The sequence below is a fragment of the Okeania sp. SIO2F5 genome (genome assembly GCF_010692685.1).
Classification (GTDB): Bacteria; Cyanobacteriota; Cyanobacteriia; order Cyanobacteriales; family Microcoleaceae; genus Okeania; species Okeania hirsuta.
Genome location: NZ_JAAHGU010000122.1, coordinates 1 through 22,185, shown reverse-complemented (window position 1 = coordinate 22,185; position 22,185 = coordinate 1). Strand labels below are relative to the sequence as shown.

Sequence of the window (22,185 nt, the reverse complement as noted above, 5' to 3'; positions counted from 1 at the left end):
TTCTTTCTAGTTCATCTATACTTAGGTGTTCTTGGATACTTAAGCGTCTTGGCATAATGGCGATCGCTCCTGGGAATTATTTTTCTCCTCTTCAATTATACACAAACGATGCTACCGGACATGATATAAGAGATAAATGGAGCCTAAAACGCCATTTGATCTTGGTGTTTTGTGCTGATACTTTTATAATTTGGCATAAGTTAACAGGAGGATGACAAAGGCAATGGGCTAAGAAACCTTTAAAGACTTTTACTGAAGCAATGGTACGCTTTTCGTACAGCGATGTATGCACCATTTTTGAGGTTGGTTGACTGAAAACATGAACGTATTTGCCTGCTATCAAGAGGGTTGAGGCTATATTAAAGCTCTAAAAATTGTGTAAGTCCCACTAAGAAGTCAAATCCAGGTTTATTTCCTTCATATTCCTCTAAGGTATGGGCAATTCTGGTTTTTTGAGGTTTTAGTTCTAATCCTATCTGATTTAACCATTTCTGTGTCACGGCCTTTGCTTGTTTCACTACTTTGATATCTTCGTGTAGGATAACGAAGTCATCAGCATAGCGTATTAGAGATAGCCTATATCTTTTGTCCTTCTTGCACATGATTTTCCCATTAGGGTGTCTAAGTGGGAGTTCCTCGGCAAATTCCATTAGTCTTTCTTCCATACCGTGTAAGGCGATGTTTCGACTTTAGGGGTCATAAGTCCCCTCCCTGTGCTGTACCTTCCACAGATTCTAGGAATTGATTATTGTCAAATACTCCGGACCTGAATCATTGTTTGATTAATCGTCTGTATGGAGATTTTCCAATTTTTCCTCACAGTGCATCATGGTTAATTTGGTCAAAACATTTGGATATATCAGCATCTAAGATAAATTTTGGTTTGCTCCTGATGCTGTTAAAGATGGCTTCTATGGCATCATGGGTTGACTTTCCTGGTCTAAAACCATAGCTGTTAGGTTCAAAGCGTGTCTCCCACTCTGGTTCCATACCTAACTTCACCAGTGCTTGTAACGTTCTGTCGTACATTGTTGGAATGCCTAAAGGACGTTTCTCTTCTCTTCCTGGTTTTGGTATCCAGACTCTGCGGGTTGGACTTGCTTTGAGATGGCGTGTTCTTAATACATCAACCAAATTAAGTCTTTGTATGGGTGTCAGGTTTTTGATTCCGTCTACCCCGGCAGTCTTCTTACCCTGGTTATCTTGTGTTACGCGCCTAACAGCTAGCAACCTTGCGTAGTAACTTTTTGTCAGAAGTTTTTGGTATTTGCGCATCTTGCGGAGTTTGCCACGACTGGATGCTTTGTAAATCAATTTTTGCAATTTGAATACATACTTCTCTACTTACTTCCAGTTTATGTCCTTCCACTTGAGTGTTGGGTGAATGGATGCTGGAGAGGGTATGTCCTATGTATCCCATACCACACTTGAGAATGGTTTAGGTGACCCTAATTTCTTCTTTAGTATTTTGGCTTTATTCATTACTAATCATTGCTTTACACTGCATTCAACAGTAGGTACGTCAGCTTGATAGCTTTTTACCCAATCCTACTCTCCTTAAGACCTACGACCATTTGCGTAGACTAACCTTGAATGGCTTCCTCAGTTAATCGACCTGTATACTTAGGTGTCTTTAAGGAGGTTTCCTCGTTCCCTTATGCCTTGATTGCGACTGATTTAGTGGGACTAAGTCTCCCGGAGGGTTCGATATGATTGTTGACATGAGCGGGAATAATGCCTATATCCTTGACCCTCTGACATTTGTCCTACATTCCATAGTTACCTTTGGAATGGTTAATCGTGACGAGAGTTTGATTGCCTTTGTGTTCGTCCACTTGTCAGTCTTTGCTAGCGGTGTCGTTCCTGGTAACTGGTATTGTCCCGCATTTAGACCAGCTTCAGGGATTGATGTTCAGTCTCTACCCTGTGGCCTATGCTGTCAGCCCAACAACAAGGCGGTAGGAATTTCACCTACAAGGTCATAAGAGTTTTTCAAGTCGTTAACGAAGTTATCCCGTAGGGAAAGCCATTCACTTGATGTATTGACTTAAAAGGCTTGCTAAAACTACATTACGGCGGTTTTGACTAGCCAACGAGTCGCACTTTCTCATTTATTCTGACTCCTGAGGACTGACTCCTGAGGACTGACTCCTCCCTATTAAGTATATTTCTGTAATAATAATCCCAACTTTTCTTTAGTTGTAGCAGGTACTTTATCCAAAGGAGTCAAAATAGCATTTTTCAACGCTGAATGAGAATCAGAAACAAACTGATTTTGACTCAATCTCCGGACAGTTTCCTGAATAACTTTTTGAGCATTCTCCCCATTCTTCTTTACATTATTAACCACCATTTCTATAGTTACGCTTTCATGTTCTTCATGCCAACAATCATAATCTGTAGACAGAGCTAAAGTTGCATAAGCTATTTCTGCTTCTCTTGCCAACTTTGCTTCTGGTAAATTTGTCATCCCAATAACTGTTGCGCCCCAACTACGATATAAATTTGATTCTGCTTTGGTAGAAAAAGCAGGTCCCTCCATACATAAATAAGTGCCACTACGATGCACATTTATATCCGATAAATTCAAACTTTCCGCAGCATCTGCCAGCATTTTTGCTAGTTGAGGACAAGTAGGATTTTCAAAAGTAATGTGCCCTGCTATTCCTTCACCGAAAAAAGTAGATATCCGACCTTTTGTCCGGTCAATGAACTGGTCTACTACTACTAAGTCTAGTGGTTTAACTTCTTCTTTGAGAGAACCAACTGCAGAAGCAGAGATTAAATATTCCACACCCAGACTTTTCATACCATAGATATTGGCGCGAAATGGTAATTCAGATGGTAATAAAGCGTGATTACGATCGTGTCTGGGGAGAAATGCTACTCGTGTTCCTTCCAAAGTACCAACAATAAAAGCATCAGAGGGAGACCCGAAGGGGGTATCTACCCGTATCTCCTCCACATCTGTGAGTGCCTCCATTTTGTACAAACCACTGCCGCCAATAATTCCTATTTTTACTTTGGTCATCCTGAGATTAGCTAATATGTTTAATTTCTCAGGTATTCTACCGAATTTCTGGTGAAATAATTTTGGATTGTATCCGTTTAAATACTGATGGAAGAAAGTAACCGATAATGCGGTTTACGGGGACTCTCACCCCACCAACGGCATTAATACCGCAGGTGATAGTGGGGTGAGTTATTAAACCCATTACAGACTAAAGATAAATAACTAGCAATACGCCACTATAGAGAAGAGGGCACAGAGTCAAGTAAGTGTTTATGACTAATACATAAGCATTAGACATACTATATATCTAAGTATTTTTAATCACCGAATGTATAAAAAAAAATTACTTTTTTCAAAATCTTCAATATTTATGCTTATATCATGTTCCCCCGGAGGGGGAGCTACGCTAATGGTTGAATACTTATAAATGACTGTTGTGAGTCCTCAGGAGTCAGGAGTCAGGAGTCAGGAGGAAATATTGGAGAAAAAGAACAAATATTGGTATTGGGGGTATTGATAATTTAAGTATTTATTTGGTACTGTCGATACCCGGAGTCCTTAAATTTTATTATAACTGACCCGTCCGAACATGATATTACTCCCTTTCCCCTAGAAGATTACCTATAATGTAATCATAAAGACTACATTAATATAATTCGGGTTGTATCATGGTCACGCTTTCACAAAATAGAACATTTCGACTAAGGTAATCTTCTGGTGGGAAGGGGGTAATCTTAACCAAATTTTCATAAAACAAACTATACTTTGATCGTATTCTAGGAAAATAAAAATTAATCAATTTTGTATCGTGCCCTTTTTTGATACTCCTACCTAATTATCCTACCCAGATATTTTTTCAATTTTCTGTTCTGAAGGTAGCCAGTATTTTAGGAATATTTCTCTTTTGTCGGACAATTATCTGATTTTTTAGAAAAATGAACAAATCTCAAGCTAAAGCTAGAACAACTTCCCTAGAATTAGTTGTCAGTAATATTTTTGTCGTTCGTAAAATTTCGGCTAGCGATCGCCAGTTTTTAAGAATGGCGTTATTTTCACCTCGTTCTTTAAGTACCACAGAACAAAAACATATTAAACAGGTTTATGAAGAATTAATTGCTGGACGAATTAGTATTGTCAAATAGTGGGATTTAGTGAACTGTTTAAAATATCTCTGAATTATGACTTTTGAATATTACTTCAGAGTCTAGAGTCAATTTAATGATGATTTTCTTCTAATCCCTCATCATCTATCCATAAAATCTACCTGATTTATACTCAGGAGTTCAGACATTAAGTTTTGGTATAAATCTGGGCTGTAGTAGTTATATCATATTCACCTGAATACTTATAAATTAAGTGAGCAAGAATCGGGAGGAATAGAGATATTTGCCGTTGAAGTGAGAGGGTCGGTTTTTTTCAAGTGCGCTATTAAATGGACATGATATTACTTGATTTTTCTTTTCATAGTTTTAATAGACTTGCCTACGGTTACAACCTATACAGATAAAAAATTGGAAAACCTTTAATTGTATTTCCTACCTTGGTCGTGGGTGATAGCAGTCACCATTACTATATTTGAAATATCAAAAGCTTAAAACTCTGAAAACACAAGATTTTTCGTTCTTACTTCTTCATTGTTGCTTCTGGTATAAATTAATTGTTTTCTACTGTAAAAGCCAAAATCCACTATAAGTCATGCCAGAATCATCTGGTTGTACTAACAGAAAATGTAACCCCTGACTATGTTGTTTTCTCTCTTCATAAACTTGAGCTGCTAGTGACACTTCCTGGTCTGAAAAAGTAGCAACTACCCACCGATCTGCTAATCCTGCTTCTAAAATTAACCCATCAGGATCGCCAGAAACATACTTTAAAAAATATGGTTGCGCTGCTTCTAACCATTTAGCTAATCTCATAGACTGACGACCTCCGTCTATAACAACCCCCGGTATAGGAAGTGTTGAAGACAATCCTAAATTTAAGGGTAAAAGAAATTCAGGTACTGACAAAATAGGAATTGGGCGCTCAATAATATCCTTAATATTACCCGCAGGTAATGTCGCAAATCTCCAGCGATCGCCCCAAAGATTTTCAGCTAATGGTACGGGTGGAGGAGAATCTAATTTTAAGGGATCGTAAGATTCCCCAGTATATGTTTCCATCCTCTGATATTGTTGCGCCCTATCTAGTAACCATTGTTTTAAAGCAGTAGTATGTCTAGTCGCTTCCACTTTTACCCCCAAAATTTGAGCTGCAGTTTCAATTAAACCCAAAGATTGAGGTCGAAATACTTGAATTGTACTTGGTAAATCCTGGCCTTGACCCACTTTTTGTAGTTGCTCCACTAGCCAATTGGCATTAACTTCTGACTGGGGACAAATAGCAGTAAATTCTAAGCTACGAGTGGGAGTACAAATTAATAATTCCCATAACTGTTGGCCTTGTTTATCCTTGAGTGGACGGCGATAATAATCTGCTTGCCAAATAGTTCTATTATTCATTTATTTTTAGAGGAAGAAGGAAGAAGGAAGAAGGAAGAAGGAAAATTGGCTGCTTCAAATACTATTGGTAACTATGAAAAAATTGTCAATCTATTATTTTTGAAGGAAGAAGGAAGAAAGAAAATTGCCTGGTTGAATTACCGAAAAATTTAGGTATAGGTTTAATAAGAAGAGGTAATTCTAAATTCTAAATTCTAAATTCTAAATTATTGAATCTTGGCTACAATTAAAAAATTGTCAATCTATTTATATTTGATTAGATGCTATGGTTAATCCTGCCCTGAGTGAATTTGGTGCAACTATGTCCCGCCTCACAGGTGTGCGGGCAATTATGGCAGATATTATTGCTACCCTACGAGCAGGCCAGGGTCAGGAGTTTCTCAACTTTAGTTCAGGAAATCCCCTGGTTTTGCCAGAAGTAGAAAAGTTGTGGCGGAATTGTACCACAAAATTATTGGCAAGTCCAGAATATGGGGAAGTTGTGGGGCGTTACGGTTCATCTCAGGGTTATCAACCGTTGATTGATGCAGTTGTTAATGATTTTAACTGTCGCTATGGCCTTAATTTAAGCGATCGCAATATTTTAATTACTCCTGGTTCTCAGTCTATATATTTCTATGCTGCTAATGCTTTTGGTGGATATACTAGCAGCCAAAGTCTGAAAAAAATTGTTCTACCTCTGAGTCCAGATTATACAGGTTATGGCGGAGTGAGTTTAGTTCCTGAAGCGGTGGTTGCTTATAAACCGACTCTGGAAATAGATGCTGAATCTCATCGCTTCAAATATTGTCCAGACTTTAGTCAGTTGGTCATTGATGAAAATACTGGCTGTGTCATTTTCTCACGCCCCTGTAATCCGACTGGTAATGTGATTAGTGCTGATGAGGTGAAGAAAATTGCAGATCAGGCCGCTGTTTATGATGTGCCAGTGTTTGTGGATGCTGCTTATGCTCCTCCATATCCAGGATTAAATTTTGTGGAGATGGAGCCAATATTTGGGGACAATATCTGTCATTGTATGAGTTTATCGAAAGCTGGACTTCCTGGAGAAAGAATTGGTATTGCTATTGGGGATGAACGAATAATTGAGGTTTTGCAGGCTTTCCAGACTAATATGTGTATTCATTCTCCTCGTTATGGACAAGCCATCGCTACTTATGCAATTAATTCTGGGGCCTTGGCAGAAATTTCTACTGAAGTAATTCGGCCTTTTTACAAAAATAAGTTTTCAATTTTAGAATCAACTTTATCAAAAGCTTTACCAAAAAATTTGCCCTGGTTTCTCCATCGTTTTGAGGGAGCAATTTTTGCTTGGTTATGGTTGAAAGATTTACCGATGACTGACTGGGAGCTTTATCAAAAGTTGAAGGAGGTGGGGGTTATTGTGGTACCTGGGAGTTCTTTTTTCCCTGGTTTACGGGAAGAATGGCCTCATAAACAGGAGTGTATTCGGATTAGTTTAACTGCTTCTGATGAGGATATTCAAGAGGGAATGAAACGTTTAGCGAAGATGGTGATTTCTATTTTTTAAAGCACATCTACTAACCTTATTTAATATAACTATTACCCAAGTTAGAGTTAACAATAATTTTGCAGTTGGAGAGATTATTTCTAGTAGTCTGACTATTGTTGATAAGATTTACTTGGAAGTTTCTATCATGTAAGCATTCAGCTATCAGCTATTAGCTATTAATTCATTGCCTTTAGATCGTTGATTAATTGATAATTGATCATGGGTAATTGATAATTACCTCGGGTTTTAACCGTTACCGAATTGAATATAAGGAAATATCCTAGCACTTTTTTTTCCCTTAAAAGGAGAGGGTTCAAGGCGCGAATTATTTAATTATTAAGTAAGCATTCAGCGGTCAGCTATCAGCTATGAGTTATTCACTCATTATCTTGGAAGGAGGAATTAGTATTTAAGGAGTGAAATATGTTTGCGCAGCATTCCGCAGGAAATGAAATAGTCCTTTCAACTAACCTTGGTCATTACTTGATTATTTATTTGATTTCAAAAGCTGATAACTGAATGCTAATAGTTGAATGCTTAATTATTTTACTTGATTCTTTCTTTCAAAAGCTCAGGACTTACCTATAACCACCGCATATAGCAAACGGCCGTTTGCTTCGCATACTTCGTAACGCCCCTACAGATGGTGTATAATTTCGTATTTTGCGTAAGTCCTGAAGCTGATGGCTGAATGCTTACATTATTAATTATTAATTATTCGGTAATTAGTATTGAGAGATTTAAAGAGAATTAAAAGTATTGAAAAAAACTGCCCTCAAACGCGATAAGTCTATATTCATTCTATTTCCTAGTCCCTAAAATTATCAATATATGTACTTTCTCAAGTAGGAAACTGTTGTATAAGTTTGTTAAACACATTAAGCAAGTTGTCATAGTATAAACTTAAAAAAATACATACAGCAATTTCCGAAGCTATGAGGTAGAGTTGTTTTGATTCTTTTGTGTTCCCTGTTCCCTATTTCCTGTTCCCTCAAACCTAAAATTTTGTACCTCATAAAAATGGTAAAAGCTGTATAAATAAAAGGAGTATAAAATATATGAATTCCTCAATTTATAGTATTGCAATTGAATCCACTGCTGGAATTGCTAGACATTATTTTATTTCGTCTGACGGAACATTTGAAAATTCAATTAGATGGGGTCCTCTAGGAATTGAATATCAAGGAAAAGAGGCAGAATTAACAGTTGAACAAGAACAACGAGCTGGTGAATATTTACACAAATTTGGCAAGTACAATATTCATACTAATAATTGTGAAATGTTTGCTTGGTATGTGATTACTGGAAGACATTATTCTAGGCAAACTCAAGAAAAAATTCATACTGCAATTGGAGCTAAAATTGTTTCTCTTGTACAACCTGTTTTGACACCTCGAGAAATAGTTAATTATCGGTATGAACAAGCAATAGTTCGTAAATTTAATGAAGAACTAGAAAAAGTAAAACTTGCTGGCTTAAAATCAGAGCAAGCAATGCGTGATGATTTTTGGCAAAAAAGAGATGCCAAGGAAAATTAGATTTGAGAGTAAATTAAGTTCCTTACCGAATAATGAAGGTTTAAAGCCTCTCCTTCTCCTTTAAAGGAGAAAAAAGTGGTCGTTAGCGTAGCTTCCCGTAGGGTGGGATGGCGCCATTCGGAGCGGGTCTGCAAGAAAGGGTCTCGGAGCCATATCCAATCGACCAAGAGAAGAAAAATTTTTCCCTTTTGCGTCAATCCTCTTCTTTTCAAAGAGAGATAATAATTAATAATTAATAATTAATTTTTGAAGCATCCTAATTGTTCTTTCAGGATTTAATTTTTGAAGTTCACAGATTATTCTCCTGTAGAATCTGCTAAAAATATAAAGATACTAATATTTGAAAAAAAAGCCACTGTAACAATGATAACTGTCAAAGAAGCAAGAGAACAAGCATTATCTTTTCTTAGTCAACAAGGACTCAATCGAGCATTTATTGAAAATGCCTCAGTCAAACTTGATGATGCAGAAAAATTGATTAATATTAGCCGTCAAAAAAATCATCAAAAAATATTAGAAATTGGCACGTTTGTCGGAGTTTCCACTGCTGTATTAGGATTGTGTCTACCAGAGTCAAAAATTGTTTGTGTGGATGCCGACCTTCCTGTAGAACTTCTCAATCTTCTTTGCGTTAAACAATTTGAAATTAAAAATAAACAAACTCATTTATATTTTGTTGAAAAAGTCCTTAAACACTTTGATATTTTGACAAGATTTACCTTAAAACGAGGTTTTTTTTCTTGCGGTTTTCCCAACCAAGAAGATTTAGATAAAGTTGTAAATTATGGGATTAACCTTGAAGACAGAGAAATTATTGGTCGAGAAGTATGTGAAGAATATGGAAAATTCGATCTAGCATTTCTGGATGCAGATCATAGAACGGAGGCGGTCAAACAAGACCTAACACTACTTTCTAGTTATATTAAACCAGAAGGAACAATAATTCTTCATGATGTTGGTTTAGATTATTGGGGACAACAAGTACGACAAGGTGTGGAATTGTTCTTAAAAGAACATCCTCAAAAAAAATTTAATGTTGAAGGTGAAATTGGCTTTATCTCTTAACGTTTTGTCAGCAACGAATGATTCTTAAAACTTACAGCAGTTTTGGAGTTGATGAGGTACAAAATTTTAGGACTTTAGGTAGGGAGTAGGGAAAAAAAGATTCATCATAAAACTGTACCTCACGCTTCCTAAAAAGTGCTGTAAAATTGGGTCAAAAATTCCAGATACCGAGTATCAAGCATTGTTTTAGTCAGATACTCGGTTAATTTTTTATATCTTAATCTTTCTCAATATCAAATTTTATAGCAATGAGCGCTGGTATCTTTACAAATCGCAGGAGGGGCTAAATAGCTAAAAGTCTTATATTATCGGCAATTTACTCCCCCTGTTGCCTGTTGCCTGTTGCCTGTTGCCTGCGCACAGCGCTATAGAAGCTACATATAGCACAGAACGAGTTGGTATTTGACTGATGCTAATGTTTTTCCTAATATTTCCTATTCCCTTATTACAACTTTCAATAAATCATTTTTATTTGTAACTCAAATAAAGTCATAATCAGAAATGGTCAATCTTAGTCATCGATACAAACCGAAAATTCCCTTGCTCAAAGTGAAGTTCTAAAGAAAATGAAAACTTTCCCGATCAAAGCAAAGTTCTCAAGAATAAGCTATAAGTAATAATACAATGAGGGGTAAAGCCCCTCGCTGCGATGACAAATTTATCAAGGATGTCCAATGCTAAAGACTTTTCCCATTGATACAACGCGAAATATCAATCCTCTCAGCAATAACTTCAGGGTCAACAATTTCAACAGATATACCGTAGCCATTCCTGACGATGAAATGACTGAATCAGAATTCTTACAACTCTCAACAATGCCTAGTTGTATTCGCCTTGACCTAGAAAATTTAAAATCCTTTGAAGTAGTAGACCATCAATTTAAAAATTGGGGCCTAACTTTCTCTAATGCAATTGCGATTGAACCATCAAACCCTGCTTTTGCAGTTCCTCCAGGCGTCAAAGTCTTAATGGGAGCGCCAAAAAGTGGCCTAATAGAAATTCACTTTAAATCTCCAGTCAAGTTTGTCAGTGGAGTAGTCACCAGTTCTCGCCGAACAGTCTTATCAGCTTATAATCAAAATGAAGAACTTCTGGCCAAAGACGAAACCTCCGCCTCAAACTTACTTAACTCTAATTCACATATTTCCCCAAATGCTCAATTAACTGTGAATGCCCAGAACATTCACAAAGTTAGTTTCTACGCTTTTGAGGGTCAACTAATAGTTGTTGATTTGAAGTTTGGCTTCTGAAACTCCCCAAAAGTTCCATCGAGCTTCAAGATTTGAGAACTTGTCCTAACTTTTCTTAAAGGTGCTATGATTGACTAGTATCCTGGCTAAAGTGCAGGAAATTTTATATAGTGTCAAATCCCAATCCTCTGTCCATATTTGTCCCCTGGTTACATTTTCACCAACCTCCGATTTGGAATAATGGTCAACTACAGGGCAACTTAGAAAAAATGCTTGGCAGTGAAGAAAACTCTGAAGAGCATTGGAATGCTCAATGGTTTGCTCAAGCATACAAAAATCCTGCCCGTTATGCGAAACAACTCATACAAGAAGGTCATCAACCCCGGATGATGGTAGATTACTCTGGAGTATTGCTCGAAGAAATGGCCAAACTTTCTACCAATGGCATTTTTTCTCATCTTCACGTTGATAATGAACCAGTAGGAGATGTGATTAGTCTCTGGCGAGAAGTTCTCACAGAATATTCAGACACAATAGAATTTACTGGTAGTGCATATAGTCATTGCTATTTTCCGGCCACTCCTGAACGAGACCACGAAGCTCAAATTATGGAATGGCGACGAGTCTTTGCCGATTTATTTGGGACAGAGGCACTATCGCGGATAAGAGGGTTTTGGTTGCCAGAGATGGGTATGACAGGAGACCCTGCTGAAGCATTGAGATTTATACGTCTATTGAAGAAGTGTGGTTATGAATGGATTATTTTACCTAATGCAGCGTTGGAACATCCTGAAGGTTGGAGTACGCCAGAGTTAGAAAATCGAGTGCATTGGTTGGTGGTAGAGTCAGATGGTGAGTCGGAACGTATTCTCTGTGTGGTTAGGGATACGGATATGGGTATTCGACAGCAAAGCGGTCAAAATGCTGATGGTTGTATTAGTGATGTACGATATCGTGGGCAAGAAGTGGGAATGAAATCGCCTGCTTTGGTAGTGCCGACTTCTGATGGGGAAAATGGTAATGTGATGATGTTTGAATATTTTAAGAATTCTTTTGCTCCTCTATTTCGGGAGAGCGATCGCTGGTCTGATGTAGGTTTTCTGACTGTAAGTCAATATATCGATACATATTTATCAGAGGGTTCAGCGACAGAGGTAAGACTTAAGTCAATCGGGGGTTCGTGGATCGGCGGTCATCAGCAATGGCAAGAGGGAGACTTAAGACAACAGGTATTGGCAGCAGTTGAAAAGTTGAGTCAACATTATGCCAAGGTTGTAGAGTCTGGTCAGGGGTCTGCTGAAAAAACTAGAGCGTTATTGTTGTGTGAAACCAGTTGTTTTGTTTATTGGGGTTCTGATTTTTGGGCAGAGCAGGCAAAGTTATTTATTGAGTGGGTAAGAGCAATGTTATAGAACCTGCTTGAGATATTTTTAATTTAAAAAGACAGAGCGAAGTTTGGGTAAGTTTAGTAGAACGGAGACCAGAATAGAATATTTCACAATTACTCCTGACTTCTGAGAACTGACTTCTGAGGACTAACTCCTGACTATTAGCTCAACTCAAGCAGATTTTTTTCAGTCCAACTGTGATTAAATATTAATTCATAAATGCGGTTATGAATTTTCAGCAAATCATTTTGCTTAATTACCAGTCCTGATAAACATAATTCTTTTTCTTCTGGAATGTTTGTTCTCATTATCTCTTTTTGCTCCAATAATTGTTGATAAATTTCGAGCATTTGTTTTCTATTTTCACTATGAAAAATACGATCGCGTATTGTTTTTAAATGTTCTGGTTCATCTTGACTTTCCCAATTTTTCAGGATTTTTTCTTGTACTAAGTTTTCTATCCACTTAGCTTCACCATTGACTGGAATTGGTATTTCTGAATTACGAATTAATTGACATAGTTTTTGAGTTAAAAAAGGTTGTCCTCCGGTCCAGTTTAATATTTCTTGGAGCATGGTTTGAGGATTACTAACTTTTTCTGTTATTCCATATAATAAAGGTTGTGCTTCATGTGTTTTGAAGCTTTCTAGTTCAACTGTTTGACCAATATTAAAAGGGGTTCTTCTCATATCAGTCATTAATTCTGAAGGAGTTGCTACCCCAAAAAAAGCAAAGGCGAGATTCTGGTATATAGATTCTGGATGAATCATTCGTTTATTGTAGCAAGAGCGAATTAGGGCAAAAAAGTCATTTACTGGAAATTTTAAGCTTAAAATTGTATCAACTTCATCAAGAAAAATGAAGACTTTTTTGATAGATTCATCGTTCTCATTATTCAGTTCTACTAATAAAATATCTTCAATAAATTGACTTAATCTTTGTACTGGAGAAATATCTAATCTGTCATTCCACCAAGTTTTTAATTTGATTAAATTAAATTTTTTCATTAAACGAAAACTGCGCAATAGATCCACTGCTAATCCTTTATACCATTGTTCTACGGTGACGTTTTCACTACCAATTTGAGTTAAATCTATTGCTGCACAATGATGTCCTTCATGGTTGAGATGGTGGATCATTCTGACCATCAGACTAGATTTTCCCATTTGTCGGGCATTCAAAATATAACAAAATTCACCCTGTTTTAAGGCTTGATAGAGGGAGCGATCGGCTTGCCGGACTACATAAGTAGGGGAATTATTGGGCAAACTTCCACCTACTTTATAATTAAAATCAGAGGTTGGTTTGCCAGTTTTTAGTAGTTCATTTTCAAAGATTAGTTCTGCTTGAGTTGCTTTGAGAACTTCTAAGGTTTGAGATAGTTCTTTTGTGCGTTCTTCTACTCTTTGTTCTAGGGTTTGATAAAGTCGGGAATTGTCGATGGAAATTGCTGCTTGAGCAGATAAAATATTTAATAGTTCGACTCTTTCTGAGGTGAATGTATTTGTGGTTAAATTATTTTCTAAATAAACTATTCCGCTTAATTGACTTTGATTAATCAGGGGAGTGCAGAGAATTGATTTACTTTTTGTGGCGATAATATAGGGGTCATTAATAAATTGTCCTTGGTTAGCTGCGTCGTTGAGTGCAATATTTTCTTGAGTGCGAATTACATAGTTAATAATGGTAGTTGGTAATATGGGAAGTGATGTTTGGGGGTCTGTAGATTCGATGGGAATTGATTGTAAAATTGTTACTTCGTCGCTGTTTATTTTTCCTTGAGCTTCTATAACCCAATTTCCTTGATGGTAGAGAATTAAAAATCCTATTTGCGCTCCAGCATTTTCGATAGTAATTTTCATTAAATTGTGCAGGAGATTTTCGAGCTGAATTTCACCAGAAATTGCTTGAGATGCTTTCATTACTGTGGTTAAGTCGAGAATTTCTCCATGATTACCGGAGGTAGAAATAGTTGTACTAATACCTTTTGATTTATTTTTATTTGCTACTCCTAATAAATATTGGGGATATTCCTCTTCTAATTGTTTGACTTTAGCTTTTGCTCCCCAACGGATGTAACAATGATGGGCATTTCTGAGGTAAAGTTGACCTATTTCTTGTCTGTCAAGGGCGAGATAAAATTCTGCTGCTCGTTCGTAAGCTAAAGCTTCTTCGTGGATAAATTCATATTTTTTTGCTCCTTGAATGGCGCGATCGTACAGTTCTTGTGCTTGTAAAGTTTGTCCTAATACTCGTGCTTTTTCTGCTTCTACTAAATCGTATTTGTGCTGGAAATTTTCACGGCAATTCCCAGTCCACATTTTCAGAGTTTCCTGATTTTTTTCTACTTGCTCTAGTAATTTTTTTTGTTTAGTTGGCTCTGAATTATGGTAATTAGCTAGGAAAGTAAGAGATGAGTAAAAATTATGTTGAGGTGCTGGTAAATATTTGGAACAACCGCCATAGTTGTGTTTTTGAGCTTTGATTGAATAATCAATCGCCCTATCATATTGCTTGAAAAAGTAAAGTAGAAATGTTTTGGCAACATAAGTGATAAATAACAACCATATATTTTTGCTTTTATCCCAATTATCTAAATAAGATTCCTCTGCTAATAAGGAATCACCAATGACAACAAAATCTTTTTGCTTATTAATTAAATTACTTACTATTTGATGACATATGTGTGTGTAATTAGTACAATACTCTATTTGAAAATCATTAATTAACTGAACATATTTTCCACTTTTTTCCCAGATAATTTCTAAGCTATATCCTCCAAATAAATTGATAAGATAATAACTAATGAAACAGGAGAAAGCCCAAATATAATCTCCCATATCCCTACCTTTCTGAAATCCATGAATGCATTGTTCTTGTGCCTCAGTATTTCTTAAATATTCTTTCCAATAACGGACGTGTCCATAATAGAGATGGATGACTAAAGGTTCTAATGAAGATATATTATATTTTTCTTGCAACTTCAGAGATAATTGTCCAAACTGATATCCTAATTCAATATCCTCGGGAGAAGAAGGTGAGAATAAAATACCGTAAACAGCATAGCTACCAGCAGCTTGAGGTGGATTACCGTATTGAATGCAGAGATTTATTATAGTTAGTATAATCAAAGATGCTAAAGGTGAACTTGTACTCACTAGAAGAGGTATCATCCGTTGTGATATTATTATAGCTGAAATTTTATAAGGATCTGTTAGTTGTGGAAGATCGACTAAATCCTGAATCTGTTTATCTTTTAAAATAAATTTAAAACGCTTATATTCTTGGTCGGTTCTTTCTTTTATTTCTTCTTCATTTTGAGGTATATCTATGTCTATTTTAGGTAATGCTAAAGCTTTGACAAAATTTTCTATTGCTTTTTGTTGGTTAAGATCGGACATATAAGACAAACTTTTGATTTGATATATCTTCACTTTGTCGAGAGTATCATAATTTTTACTTAGCAAAATGTCAGAGTAATCTTGAACTTTTTGATAATTGGCGGTTAAATAAAGAACTTCTAAAAATTCTAGATGAACTTCAAATATTAATGAATTTTGATAACTCCATTGGTGAAAATCTAAAAATTTTACCCCAGTTTCTATATACTTTAATGCCGTTTCATAAGCAGTCGATGCTTTAGCCTTTTTTCCAGCTTGAAGATTTAATTTAGCTAACTCACCTTTTTCTAATTGGTCAGTAATTAACTCCCTACCTTCGTTCAGTTGATTAACAATATCAAAAATATTGTTCTGTAACTCATCATCTTTATTCTGAGCATCTTGAACATTTTTCAGTAGCAAACGACCTACTTGTAGATGAACCTGCTTTTTTTCTGTTTCTGGTATCAAAGAATAAGCTGCTTGTTGTACTCGGTCATGTAAAAATTTGTAGGGAATATATTTCGCATATTCATCAAAAGTTTCTGAACTATTATTTGATAATTTTTCTGAATGCCAAAGTAGAGGAACTTTATAATTATTGTCTAGAGGAATTATTAAACCTTCATCTAGAGCTGACTGTATTTCTTTAGCTGTTATTATTTGAGATTTATTATTAACGATCGCCAGAATTTCTAAATTAAATTGGTTGCCAATACAAGAAGCTAATTTGATAACTTGTTGAGTTTTTTTATCCAACTTTTCAATTTTTCTAACCATCAAGTCAACTACATTATCGGTAATAGATACACTTTCAATTTCTTCTAGATTCCATTGCCAGTAACTAGGAGATTGCTCAGGGTTAAATACTAAGAAATTTTCTTGGTATAAAGAATCAAGAAGTTGAGTCAGGAAAAATGGATTACCTCCTGTTTTTTTTGCAACTAATTCTGCTAAAGGTTTGGTGATTTCTGTGGAGCAATTTAGAGTCTCAGCGGTTAATTGATTAATATGATTAATTTTTAATGGGTCAAGGGTAATTTCATTAACTGGTACTTTCGCTTGCTTGATTTTTTCTAAAGTACATACTAGAGGGTGAGTCGAATTAACTTCATTATCTCGATATGCTCCTATTAAAAGAAAATATTGGTTGTCAGGATCTACAATTAATTGCTCAATTAAATTTAGAGATGGTAAATCTGCCCATTGTAAATCATCAATAAAGATAACTAGAGGATGTTCTTTTTGACAAAATACACTCAAAAATCTTTGAAAGAATAAATTAAATCTATTTTGACTTTCGCTAGCTCCTAATTGTTCGACTTGTGGTTGTTTACCGATGATTTTTTCAACTTCGGGAATTACATCAATAATAATTTGACCGTTATTTCCTAGAGCTTCTAATAATTTATTTTTCCATGTTTGTAGGGTAGTTTCTGGTTCACTTAGCAGTTTACGGATTAATTCTTGAAATGCTTGATAAATTGCTGAATAAGGAATATCTCTCTGGAGTTGGTCAAATTTTCCACTAATATATTTTCCTCGTTTTTTTGTGATGGGTTTATGAATTTCATTGACTAATGCTGATTTGCCTATTCCTGAATAACCAGAAATTAGAATCATTCCTGTTTTTCCCAGACTAACTTGCTCGAATGCTGTTAACAGTTGCTCGACTTCTTGTTCTCTACCATAGAGTTTTTGAGGAATCTGAAATTTCTCACAAATATCTTGAGTAGCTATTGGAAAATCTGAAATTTTTCCTAAAGTCTTTAATTGATCCAGACAGGTTTGTAGATCTGCTTTTATTCCCCAAGCACTTTGATATCTTTCTTCTGGGGTTTTTGCTAATAGTTTGTTGATGATATTAGACACAGAATTAGGAAGATCGGGAATTAGTTGATGTACTGGTAATGGTTGTTGGGCAATATGACAATGAACTAACTCTATGAGGTCTGTTGTTTCAAAAGGTAGTTTATTGGTTAAGAGTTCATAGAATGTTACGCCCAGGGAATAAAAGTCGCTACGATAATCTATGCCTCGGTTCATTCTACCTGTTTGTTCTGGGGCAATATATGCTAATGTTCCTTCTAGTTGGTTAGGGGGGAGAACTGTGAGAAATTCTTGGGATAAACGGGTAGAAATGCCAAAGTCGATGATTTTTAGCTGTTGTGTTTGGGGGTTATAGACAATATTTGAGGGGTTAATGTCTTTGTGGATAATATTAGCTTTATGAATTGCTGCTAAACTTTCTGTTGTTTTGATGGCGATGGTGAGAAAGTTTTCTAAGTTTAATTGACTTTGGGATAGTAGTGATTTTAGAGATTGACCGCCGAAGTCTTCTAGAAGTATTGCTAAACTATTCTCGTATCTTTGTAGGTTGTAAGCTTTTACAATAGTATCTACATTCAAGGAACGAGTAATTTCATATTCTTGTTTATAGCGGGTGAGTTCAGAAGCAGTAGGGTAGTTTTCTTTAAGTACTTTAAGAATAATAGGTTGATTATCTAGCTTGATAATAGCTTTATAAACTAAGGAATTGGGACTTTCATAGATTTTTTTGAGAATCTCATAATCTTTCATAATCTTTATAGAAATAAGGTTTTTAGCTTGTTAGTTTTTACAGGGGTAAGTCTAGAATAAGCATTGTTATTAATTTTTGTAATTATACCTGAGAATAAATTTATATTTGAGAATAAATTTATATTACTGTGGTTGTCAGAACTTGGTACTTATCTTTAGATTTCTCGATTAATAACTTGTGATATCTACATACTGCAATCTTTACAAGCTGTTCTTTTTTTTTCTAACTCATTCAGGATTAAATCTCGTCGCAGTTGTTGAAATAAATCTCCAGAACAAATCTCTTGTAATATTTGCTGGTCATAATCTCCTAAACTTTTAATTTGTTACTCATAAAAAAAATCCCGCATTTGTGTGAAGCGGGTAAAGTCTAACCTTGATTTCAAGATAAAGATTTAGGGTTCTATCCCACTATTGTTCAAACCTTTACATTAAGCTAACTGACAAATTATGAAATGCTTAAAATTTGTATTATTGGGATAGATTTAGCTAAAAACAATTAAGAGCAGCTTGCTGGTATAAAAGGATTTGATGCAATAAATTCTCCTTTTTCTCTATTACTTATCCAATCATCCAAATCAGTGTCCTTCAGCAATACCTCTCCTAGTTGGGGACGTGGAGGATAGGGAATAGTAAGCTTCATATGGTATGAACCATGGATTTCTGGATCTTCTATTTTTCCTTGAAAAACATTAGTATCGATTATAAACAAATAACCAAATAATCCATTATTTGATTCACCTCGTTCAAAATCGTTAAATATAGGGAAAATATATTGTCCATTCTCTTCTACTATATTAGCGCCAAAAACAGCTTTCAGGAAATTCCCTTCTTTACTACCATCTCCAGGCGAAGCTCTGAACAATTTCTTCAAATTATCATTTAAGTTATTATCAGTAGATTTCTGACTAAAGTCAGTGGGATGCATAAAATAATCATTTAATTTACGAGCAATATCCTGTTTCTTGGTATACTTATTACCATCAATCTCAAAAGGTTCATCTAATTCTTGATCATCATCACTCCATCGCCAAATATAAGCAATGATTTGAGAAATTTCTTTTGCTTGCTGATACATACGCAATATAGCTTCTACCGATGCTTTTGCTTCTTTTGGTGCAAAAGACTGGTATTGATGTAATTTCTTAGCTTGATGAAAAAAATTACGACCGCCAAATCCAGGCATAAGTTCTCTCCTTTTTTTTACTTACAGAAACATATAGGATTATTCCAAACAATCTTTTTCACCATCTCCTGAGATGATTTTCATCAAACTCTACAACTTTTCTAATAACATCAATTAACGATCCATGTGTGGATCATCTAAGGCAAAGATTAAATTGTTAGAGTCAATAAACTCAATTATTTGAGAAAGATCAGGTTCAGATGGGGAAACTTTACCATATATTTTAGAATTCCCAATGTAAATTTTTGTATTCTTCATCCAACCGTCACCACATTCTAAAAGGCTCACCCGAAGTTAAGGATAAAATTTAATTAGACTTGAGAATAAATTTCTGTGACTGTAGTTGTCAGAACTTGACATTCATCTTTTTTTTCCATATTAATAACTTGTGACATCCACATATCGCAATCTTTACAAGCTGTTCTTTTTTCTAATTCATTCAATATTAAATCTCGTCGCAGTTGCTCAAATAATTCTCCAGACCAAATTTCTTGTAATGTTTGTTGATGATAATCTCCTAAACTTTCAATATCTTTGTCAAAGCCTAATCTAAATAAAGTTTCTATACAATAATATATTCTGCCATCGGGCAAGACTGCCATTTCTATAAAAGGAAATAAACAAGGCCACCTGACTTGAGCTTTTTGTTGATAATATTGGAGAGATTTTTGTACTGCTTGATTAGTTTTTTTGAGTCGCATATTGGTTTGTTGATATTCGGCGACATTTAAAATAAAAATACTATTTACTTTCGATAACCAACGATTGAAAAATTGTTTTTCCTCTGCTTCTTTTACATCTTTATTTCTCACAAAGGATGTTCTGACTTCACAGGAAATTCCTAATTTATCTCTAATTTTCAGGAAATTAATTACATGAGATTCTACTCGGTTAAAATCTGCTCCTCTAACTTTTAAATAAGTCTCTGGAGTTGCTGCGTCAATACTAATATCAATACTGGTTAATCCGGCTTTTAATAATGCTGTAGATCTAGTCTCATCCAGTAGTTGACCATTAGTTGTCAGATGAACTTTAGGAACTCCTTGCTGTCTAGAAAGTTGAATAAAATCCACAAGTTGAGGATGAAGCAGTGGTTCTTCAACACTGCCAATTAAAATACTAATTCCGGCTTTGCCACAGTCTTGTGCTAGTCGTTCCATCATTTGCCAAGACATCTGTTTTTTCCCTTGAAAAAAGTCTGTGGTATGAGTTGGTTTTAACAGAGAACTGTGATAGGGACACATCACACATTTAAGATTACAAGTATTACCGACAATTACTCTGACATAAGAGGGATTAATGGCTTTTCCATAATGGTTAGTAAAGTAATGTAGTTGTTCATCAATATCAATTTCAGATATTAAGGTCAAAGGAATGCGATCGTTTTTTTTACCTGTTAAGAAATCTTCAATTTGTGGCTGTAATTTATGCCAGATGTTACTGAATTGTTGGGGATATAAGTAGGCTAATATCGGATAAGTGGGTAAACCTAATTCTGAGAGAATAGGCAAAGTTGGTTGAAAGACAATTATTGAATTATTTTCTTTGGCTGTAAGTAACAATTTTTCTAGGCTTTTTGGATGTAAAGGAATACCATGAGGGGGAATTTCTAGTACCCTATTTGGTATTTTCCAGTTATCATCGATTGGGGTAGTTAATAGTTTTTGAGGATCGTTGATAATCATTTTTTTGTTACTTGATTAAGATATGTTTATAGAGTCTGTTAGTATTTTAGTTATTGTTTTTCAAAAAAAAATCCCGCATTTGTGATGAGGCGGGTACAGTCTATCCTAAATTTCAAGATTTTTAAAGATGTAATTAGCAACAACTTGCTGTTAGTTGTTGGAATATAAGGATTTTCCGAAAAATATGTATCCTCTTTTCTATGAGCTATCCAATTATCCAATCTGAGAAACTGACGAAAAAAATTCAAACTAGCTGGCTTACCTGTGTTGTATCTCAGTGTTCATACAGGTGCAGATATGCGCGATGAAGTATTTGCCAGTGGTGCTGATGAGTTAGTTCCTAAACCTTTTGTCGGCAAACAACTTGCCGAGGGCATTCTTCATCATCTTGGTGGTCCTAATAGGACTTAGTGGTACTTAGACATTTTATGGTCTAAAAATGGCTAAGAGTCAGTTTAGGCAAGGGAATTACGTTATATCAAATCCGGTAGCATCGGTATAAAATCTTTTGAAGGTAGGAGTCAGGAGGGAAAACAGTTATAAAGATTTGGCAATGGTGAAGATGGACAATATTTTTATACCTAATTAAACGGATTTGATATCAATCCCTTAAAAAGGGCTGGAACCCTTGTTAGTTAAGGATTTATAACTTTTTGACTTAAATAGCAGTCAGCAGTCAGTGGTCAGCATTAGGACTTTTTTTTACGCCCTCGTCGGGGATTTCAACCCAAGGTCAAAAAGCTGTTAACGCAGTTCTGACCTAGGAGGCTAGCTGAAATGCTGATGGCTGATAGCTAGTTAAACTTTCTACCTGTATATATTGGTAGGCAAAAAATATGTTAATAACAGCATCAAACCCTTATATACTCTAGGTTTTAAATTTTACCAACCTTTTTCCTGATATATCTAGGTTTTCCTGCGGAATGCTACGCAAAGAGCCATTTTTAGCCAGAGCAACGTATTTCCCTTACCCCTACTAGCTTTGAAGGCATTTTCGCTGTAAAAAATATCAAAGTACCGATATAGCAATGAGCGCTGGCATCTTTACATATTACATAAATATTGATAATGTAACATAAAAGTAACTGTATGAGCTGTATTTTTCATAAATTAGGCGATCGCTAAAGGTTAAAGTTTTAAGGATGC

General features: G+C 35.5%; 16 protein-coding genes and 1 pseudogene. 9 read left to right on the top strand and 8 right to left on the bottom strand.

Annotated elements, in window-relative coordinates:
- Positions 1 to 119: 119 nt before the first annotated feature.
- Positions 120 to 352 (top strand): annotated as a pseudogene (locus F6K27_RS34425) (IS701 family transposase); the annotation flags it as partial.
- A 7-nt stretch (positions 353 to 359) separates the two neighbouring features.
- On the opposite strand, the gene F6K27_RS34420 reads toward F6K27_RS34425, so the two are convergent.
- From F6K27_RS34420 to F6K27_RS25915, 4 genes are all read right to left on the bottom strand, one after another.
- The gene (locus F6K27_RS34420) at positions 360 to 650 is read right to left on the bottom strand and encodes a reverse transcriptase domain-containing protein (RefSeq protein ID WP_375340864.1); all 291 of its coding nucleotides are present in this window, start codon (positions 648 to 650) and stop codon (positions 360 to 362) included.
- Positions 651 to 816: 166 nt separating this feature from the next.
- Positions 817 to 1,314 carry a reverse transcriptase N-terminal domain-containing protein gene (locus F6K27_RS34415; RefSeq protein ID WP_375339724.1) on the bottom strand — a complete coding sequence of 166 codons (498 nt, stop codon included), beginning with the start codon at positions 1,312 to 1,314 and terminating at the stop codon, positions 817 to 819.
- 844 nt (positions 1,315 to 2,158) lie between these two features.
- Positions 2,159 to 3,031 (bottom strand): S-methyl-5'-thioadenosine phosphorylase, encoded by an 873-nt coding sequence (locus F6K27_RS25920; protein ID WP_287279031.1) that lies wholly within the window; start codon positions 3,029 to 3,031, stop codon positions 2,159 to 2,161.
- Between the two features lie 37 nt (positions 3,032 to 3,068).
- Positions 3,069 to 3,215: a hypothetical protein gene (locus F6K27_RS25915; protein ID WP_287279030.1), complete on the bottom strand. Its 147-nt coding sequence runs from the start codon at positions 3,213 to 3,215 to the stop codon at positions 3,069 to 3,071.
- Between the two features lie 733 nt (positions 3,216 to 3,948).
- Between F6K27_RS25915 and F6K27_RS25910 the strand changes: the two genes are divergently transcribed.
- Positions 3,949 to 4,155, top strand: coding sequence for a hypothetical protein (locus F6K27_RS25910; protein ID WP_287279029.1), 207 nt, complete (start codon positions 3,949 to 3,951; stop codon positions 4,153 to 4,155).
- 522 nt (positions 4,156 to 4,677) lie between these two features.
- Here the strand turns inward: F6K27_RS25910 and F6K27_RS25905 are convergent.
- Positions 4,678 to 5,514 (bottom strand): Tab2/Atab2 family RNA-binding protein, encoded by an 837-nt coding sequence (locus tag F6K27_RS25905; RefSeq protein ID WP_287279028.1) that lies wholly within the window; start codon positions 5,512 to 5,514, stop codon positions 4,678 to 4,680.
- Between F6K27_RS25905 and F6K27_RS25900 the strand changes: the two genes are divergently transcribed.
- From F6K27_RS25900 to F6K27_RS25875, 6 genes are all read left to right on the top strand, one after another.
- Positions 5,491 to 5,667, top strand: coding sequence for a hypothetical protein (locus tag F6K27_RS25900; protein WP_287279027.1), 177 nt, complete (start codon positions 5,491 to 5,493; stop codon positions 5,665 to 5,667). The genes F6K27_RS25905 and F6K27_RS25900 overlap by 24 nt on opposite strands.
- Before the next feature lie 112 nt (positions 5,668 to 5,779).
- Positions 5,780 to 7,045 (top strand): valine--pyruvate transaminase, encoded by a 1,266-nt coding sequence (locus F6K27_RS25895; protein ID WP_287279026.1) that lies wholly within the window; start codon positions 5,780 to 5,782, stop codon positions 7,043 to 7,045.
- Positions 7,046 to 8,085: 1,040 nt separating this feature from the next.
- Positions 8,086 to 8,565 (top strand): NC domain-containing protein, encoded by a 480-nt coding sequence (locus F6K27_RS25890; protein ID WP_287279025.1) that lies wholly within the window; start codon positions 8,086 to 8,088, stop codon positions 8,563 to 8,565.
- Positions 8,566 to 8,847: 282 nt separating this feature from the next.
- Positions 8,848 to 9,630, top strand: coding sequence for a class I SAM-dependent methyltransferase (locus F6K27_RS25885; RefSeq protein WP_287279024.1), 783 nt, complete (start codon positions 8,848 to 8,850; stop codon positions 9,628 to 9,630).
- Between the two features lie 782 nt (positions 9,631 to 10,412).
- A complete protein-coding gene (locus F6K27_RS25880; protein WP_287284729.1) occupies positions 10,413 to 10,880 on the top strand; it encodes a hypothetical protein in 468 nt (155 codons plus the stop codon).
- Positions 10,881 to 10,990: 110 nt separating this feature from the next.
- A complete protein-coding gene (locus F6K27_RS25875; RefSeq protein WP_287279022.1) occupies positions 10,991 to 12,232 on the top strand; it encodes a glycoside hydrolase in 1,242 nt (413 codons plus the stop codon).
- A 137-nt stretch (positions 12,233 to 12,369) separates the two neighbouring features.
- Here F6K27_RS25875 and F6K27_RS25870 read toward each other — a convergent pair whose 3' ends face one another.
- The 3 genes from F6K27_RS25870 to F6K27_RS25860 form a co-directional block, all read right to left on the bottom strand.
- The gene (locus F6K27_RS25870; protein ID WP_287279021.1) at positions 12,370 to 18,168 is read right to left on the bottom strand and encodes an AAA family ATPase; all 5,799 of its coding nucleotides are present in this window, start codon (positions 18,166 to 18,168) and stop codon (positions 12,370 to 12,372) included.
- Between the two features lie 499 nt (positions 18,169 to 18,667).
- Complete coding sequence (locus F6K27_RS25865; protein WP_287279020.1) at positions 18,668 to 19,354, bottom strand: hypothetical protein; 687 nt, start codon at positions 19,352 to 19,354, stop codon at positions 18,668 to 18,670.
- A gap of 311 nt (positions 19,355 to 19,665) precedes the next feature.
- Positions 19,666 to 21,039 (bottom strand): radical SAM/SPASM domain-containing protein, encoded by a 1,374-nt coding sequence (locus tag F6K27_RS25860; RefSeq protein ID WP_287279019.1) that lies wholly within the window; start codon positions 21,037 to 21,039, stop codon positions 19,666 to 19,668.
- Between the two features lie 264 nt (positions 21,040 to 21,303).
- Here F6K27_RS25860 and F6K27_RS25855 point away from each other — a divergent pair, with 264 nt between their 5' ends.
- Entirely contained in the window at positions 21,304 to 21,450 is a 147-nt protein-coding gene (locus tag F6K27_RS25855) for a hypothetical protein (protein WP_287279018.1), read from the top strand.
- The last annotated feature ends 735 nt before the right edge of the window (positions 21,451 to 22,185 follow it).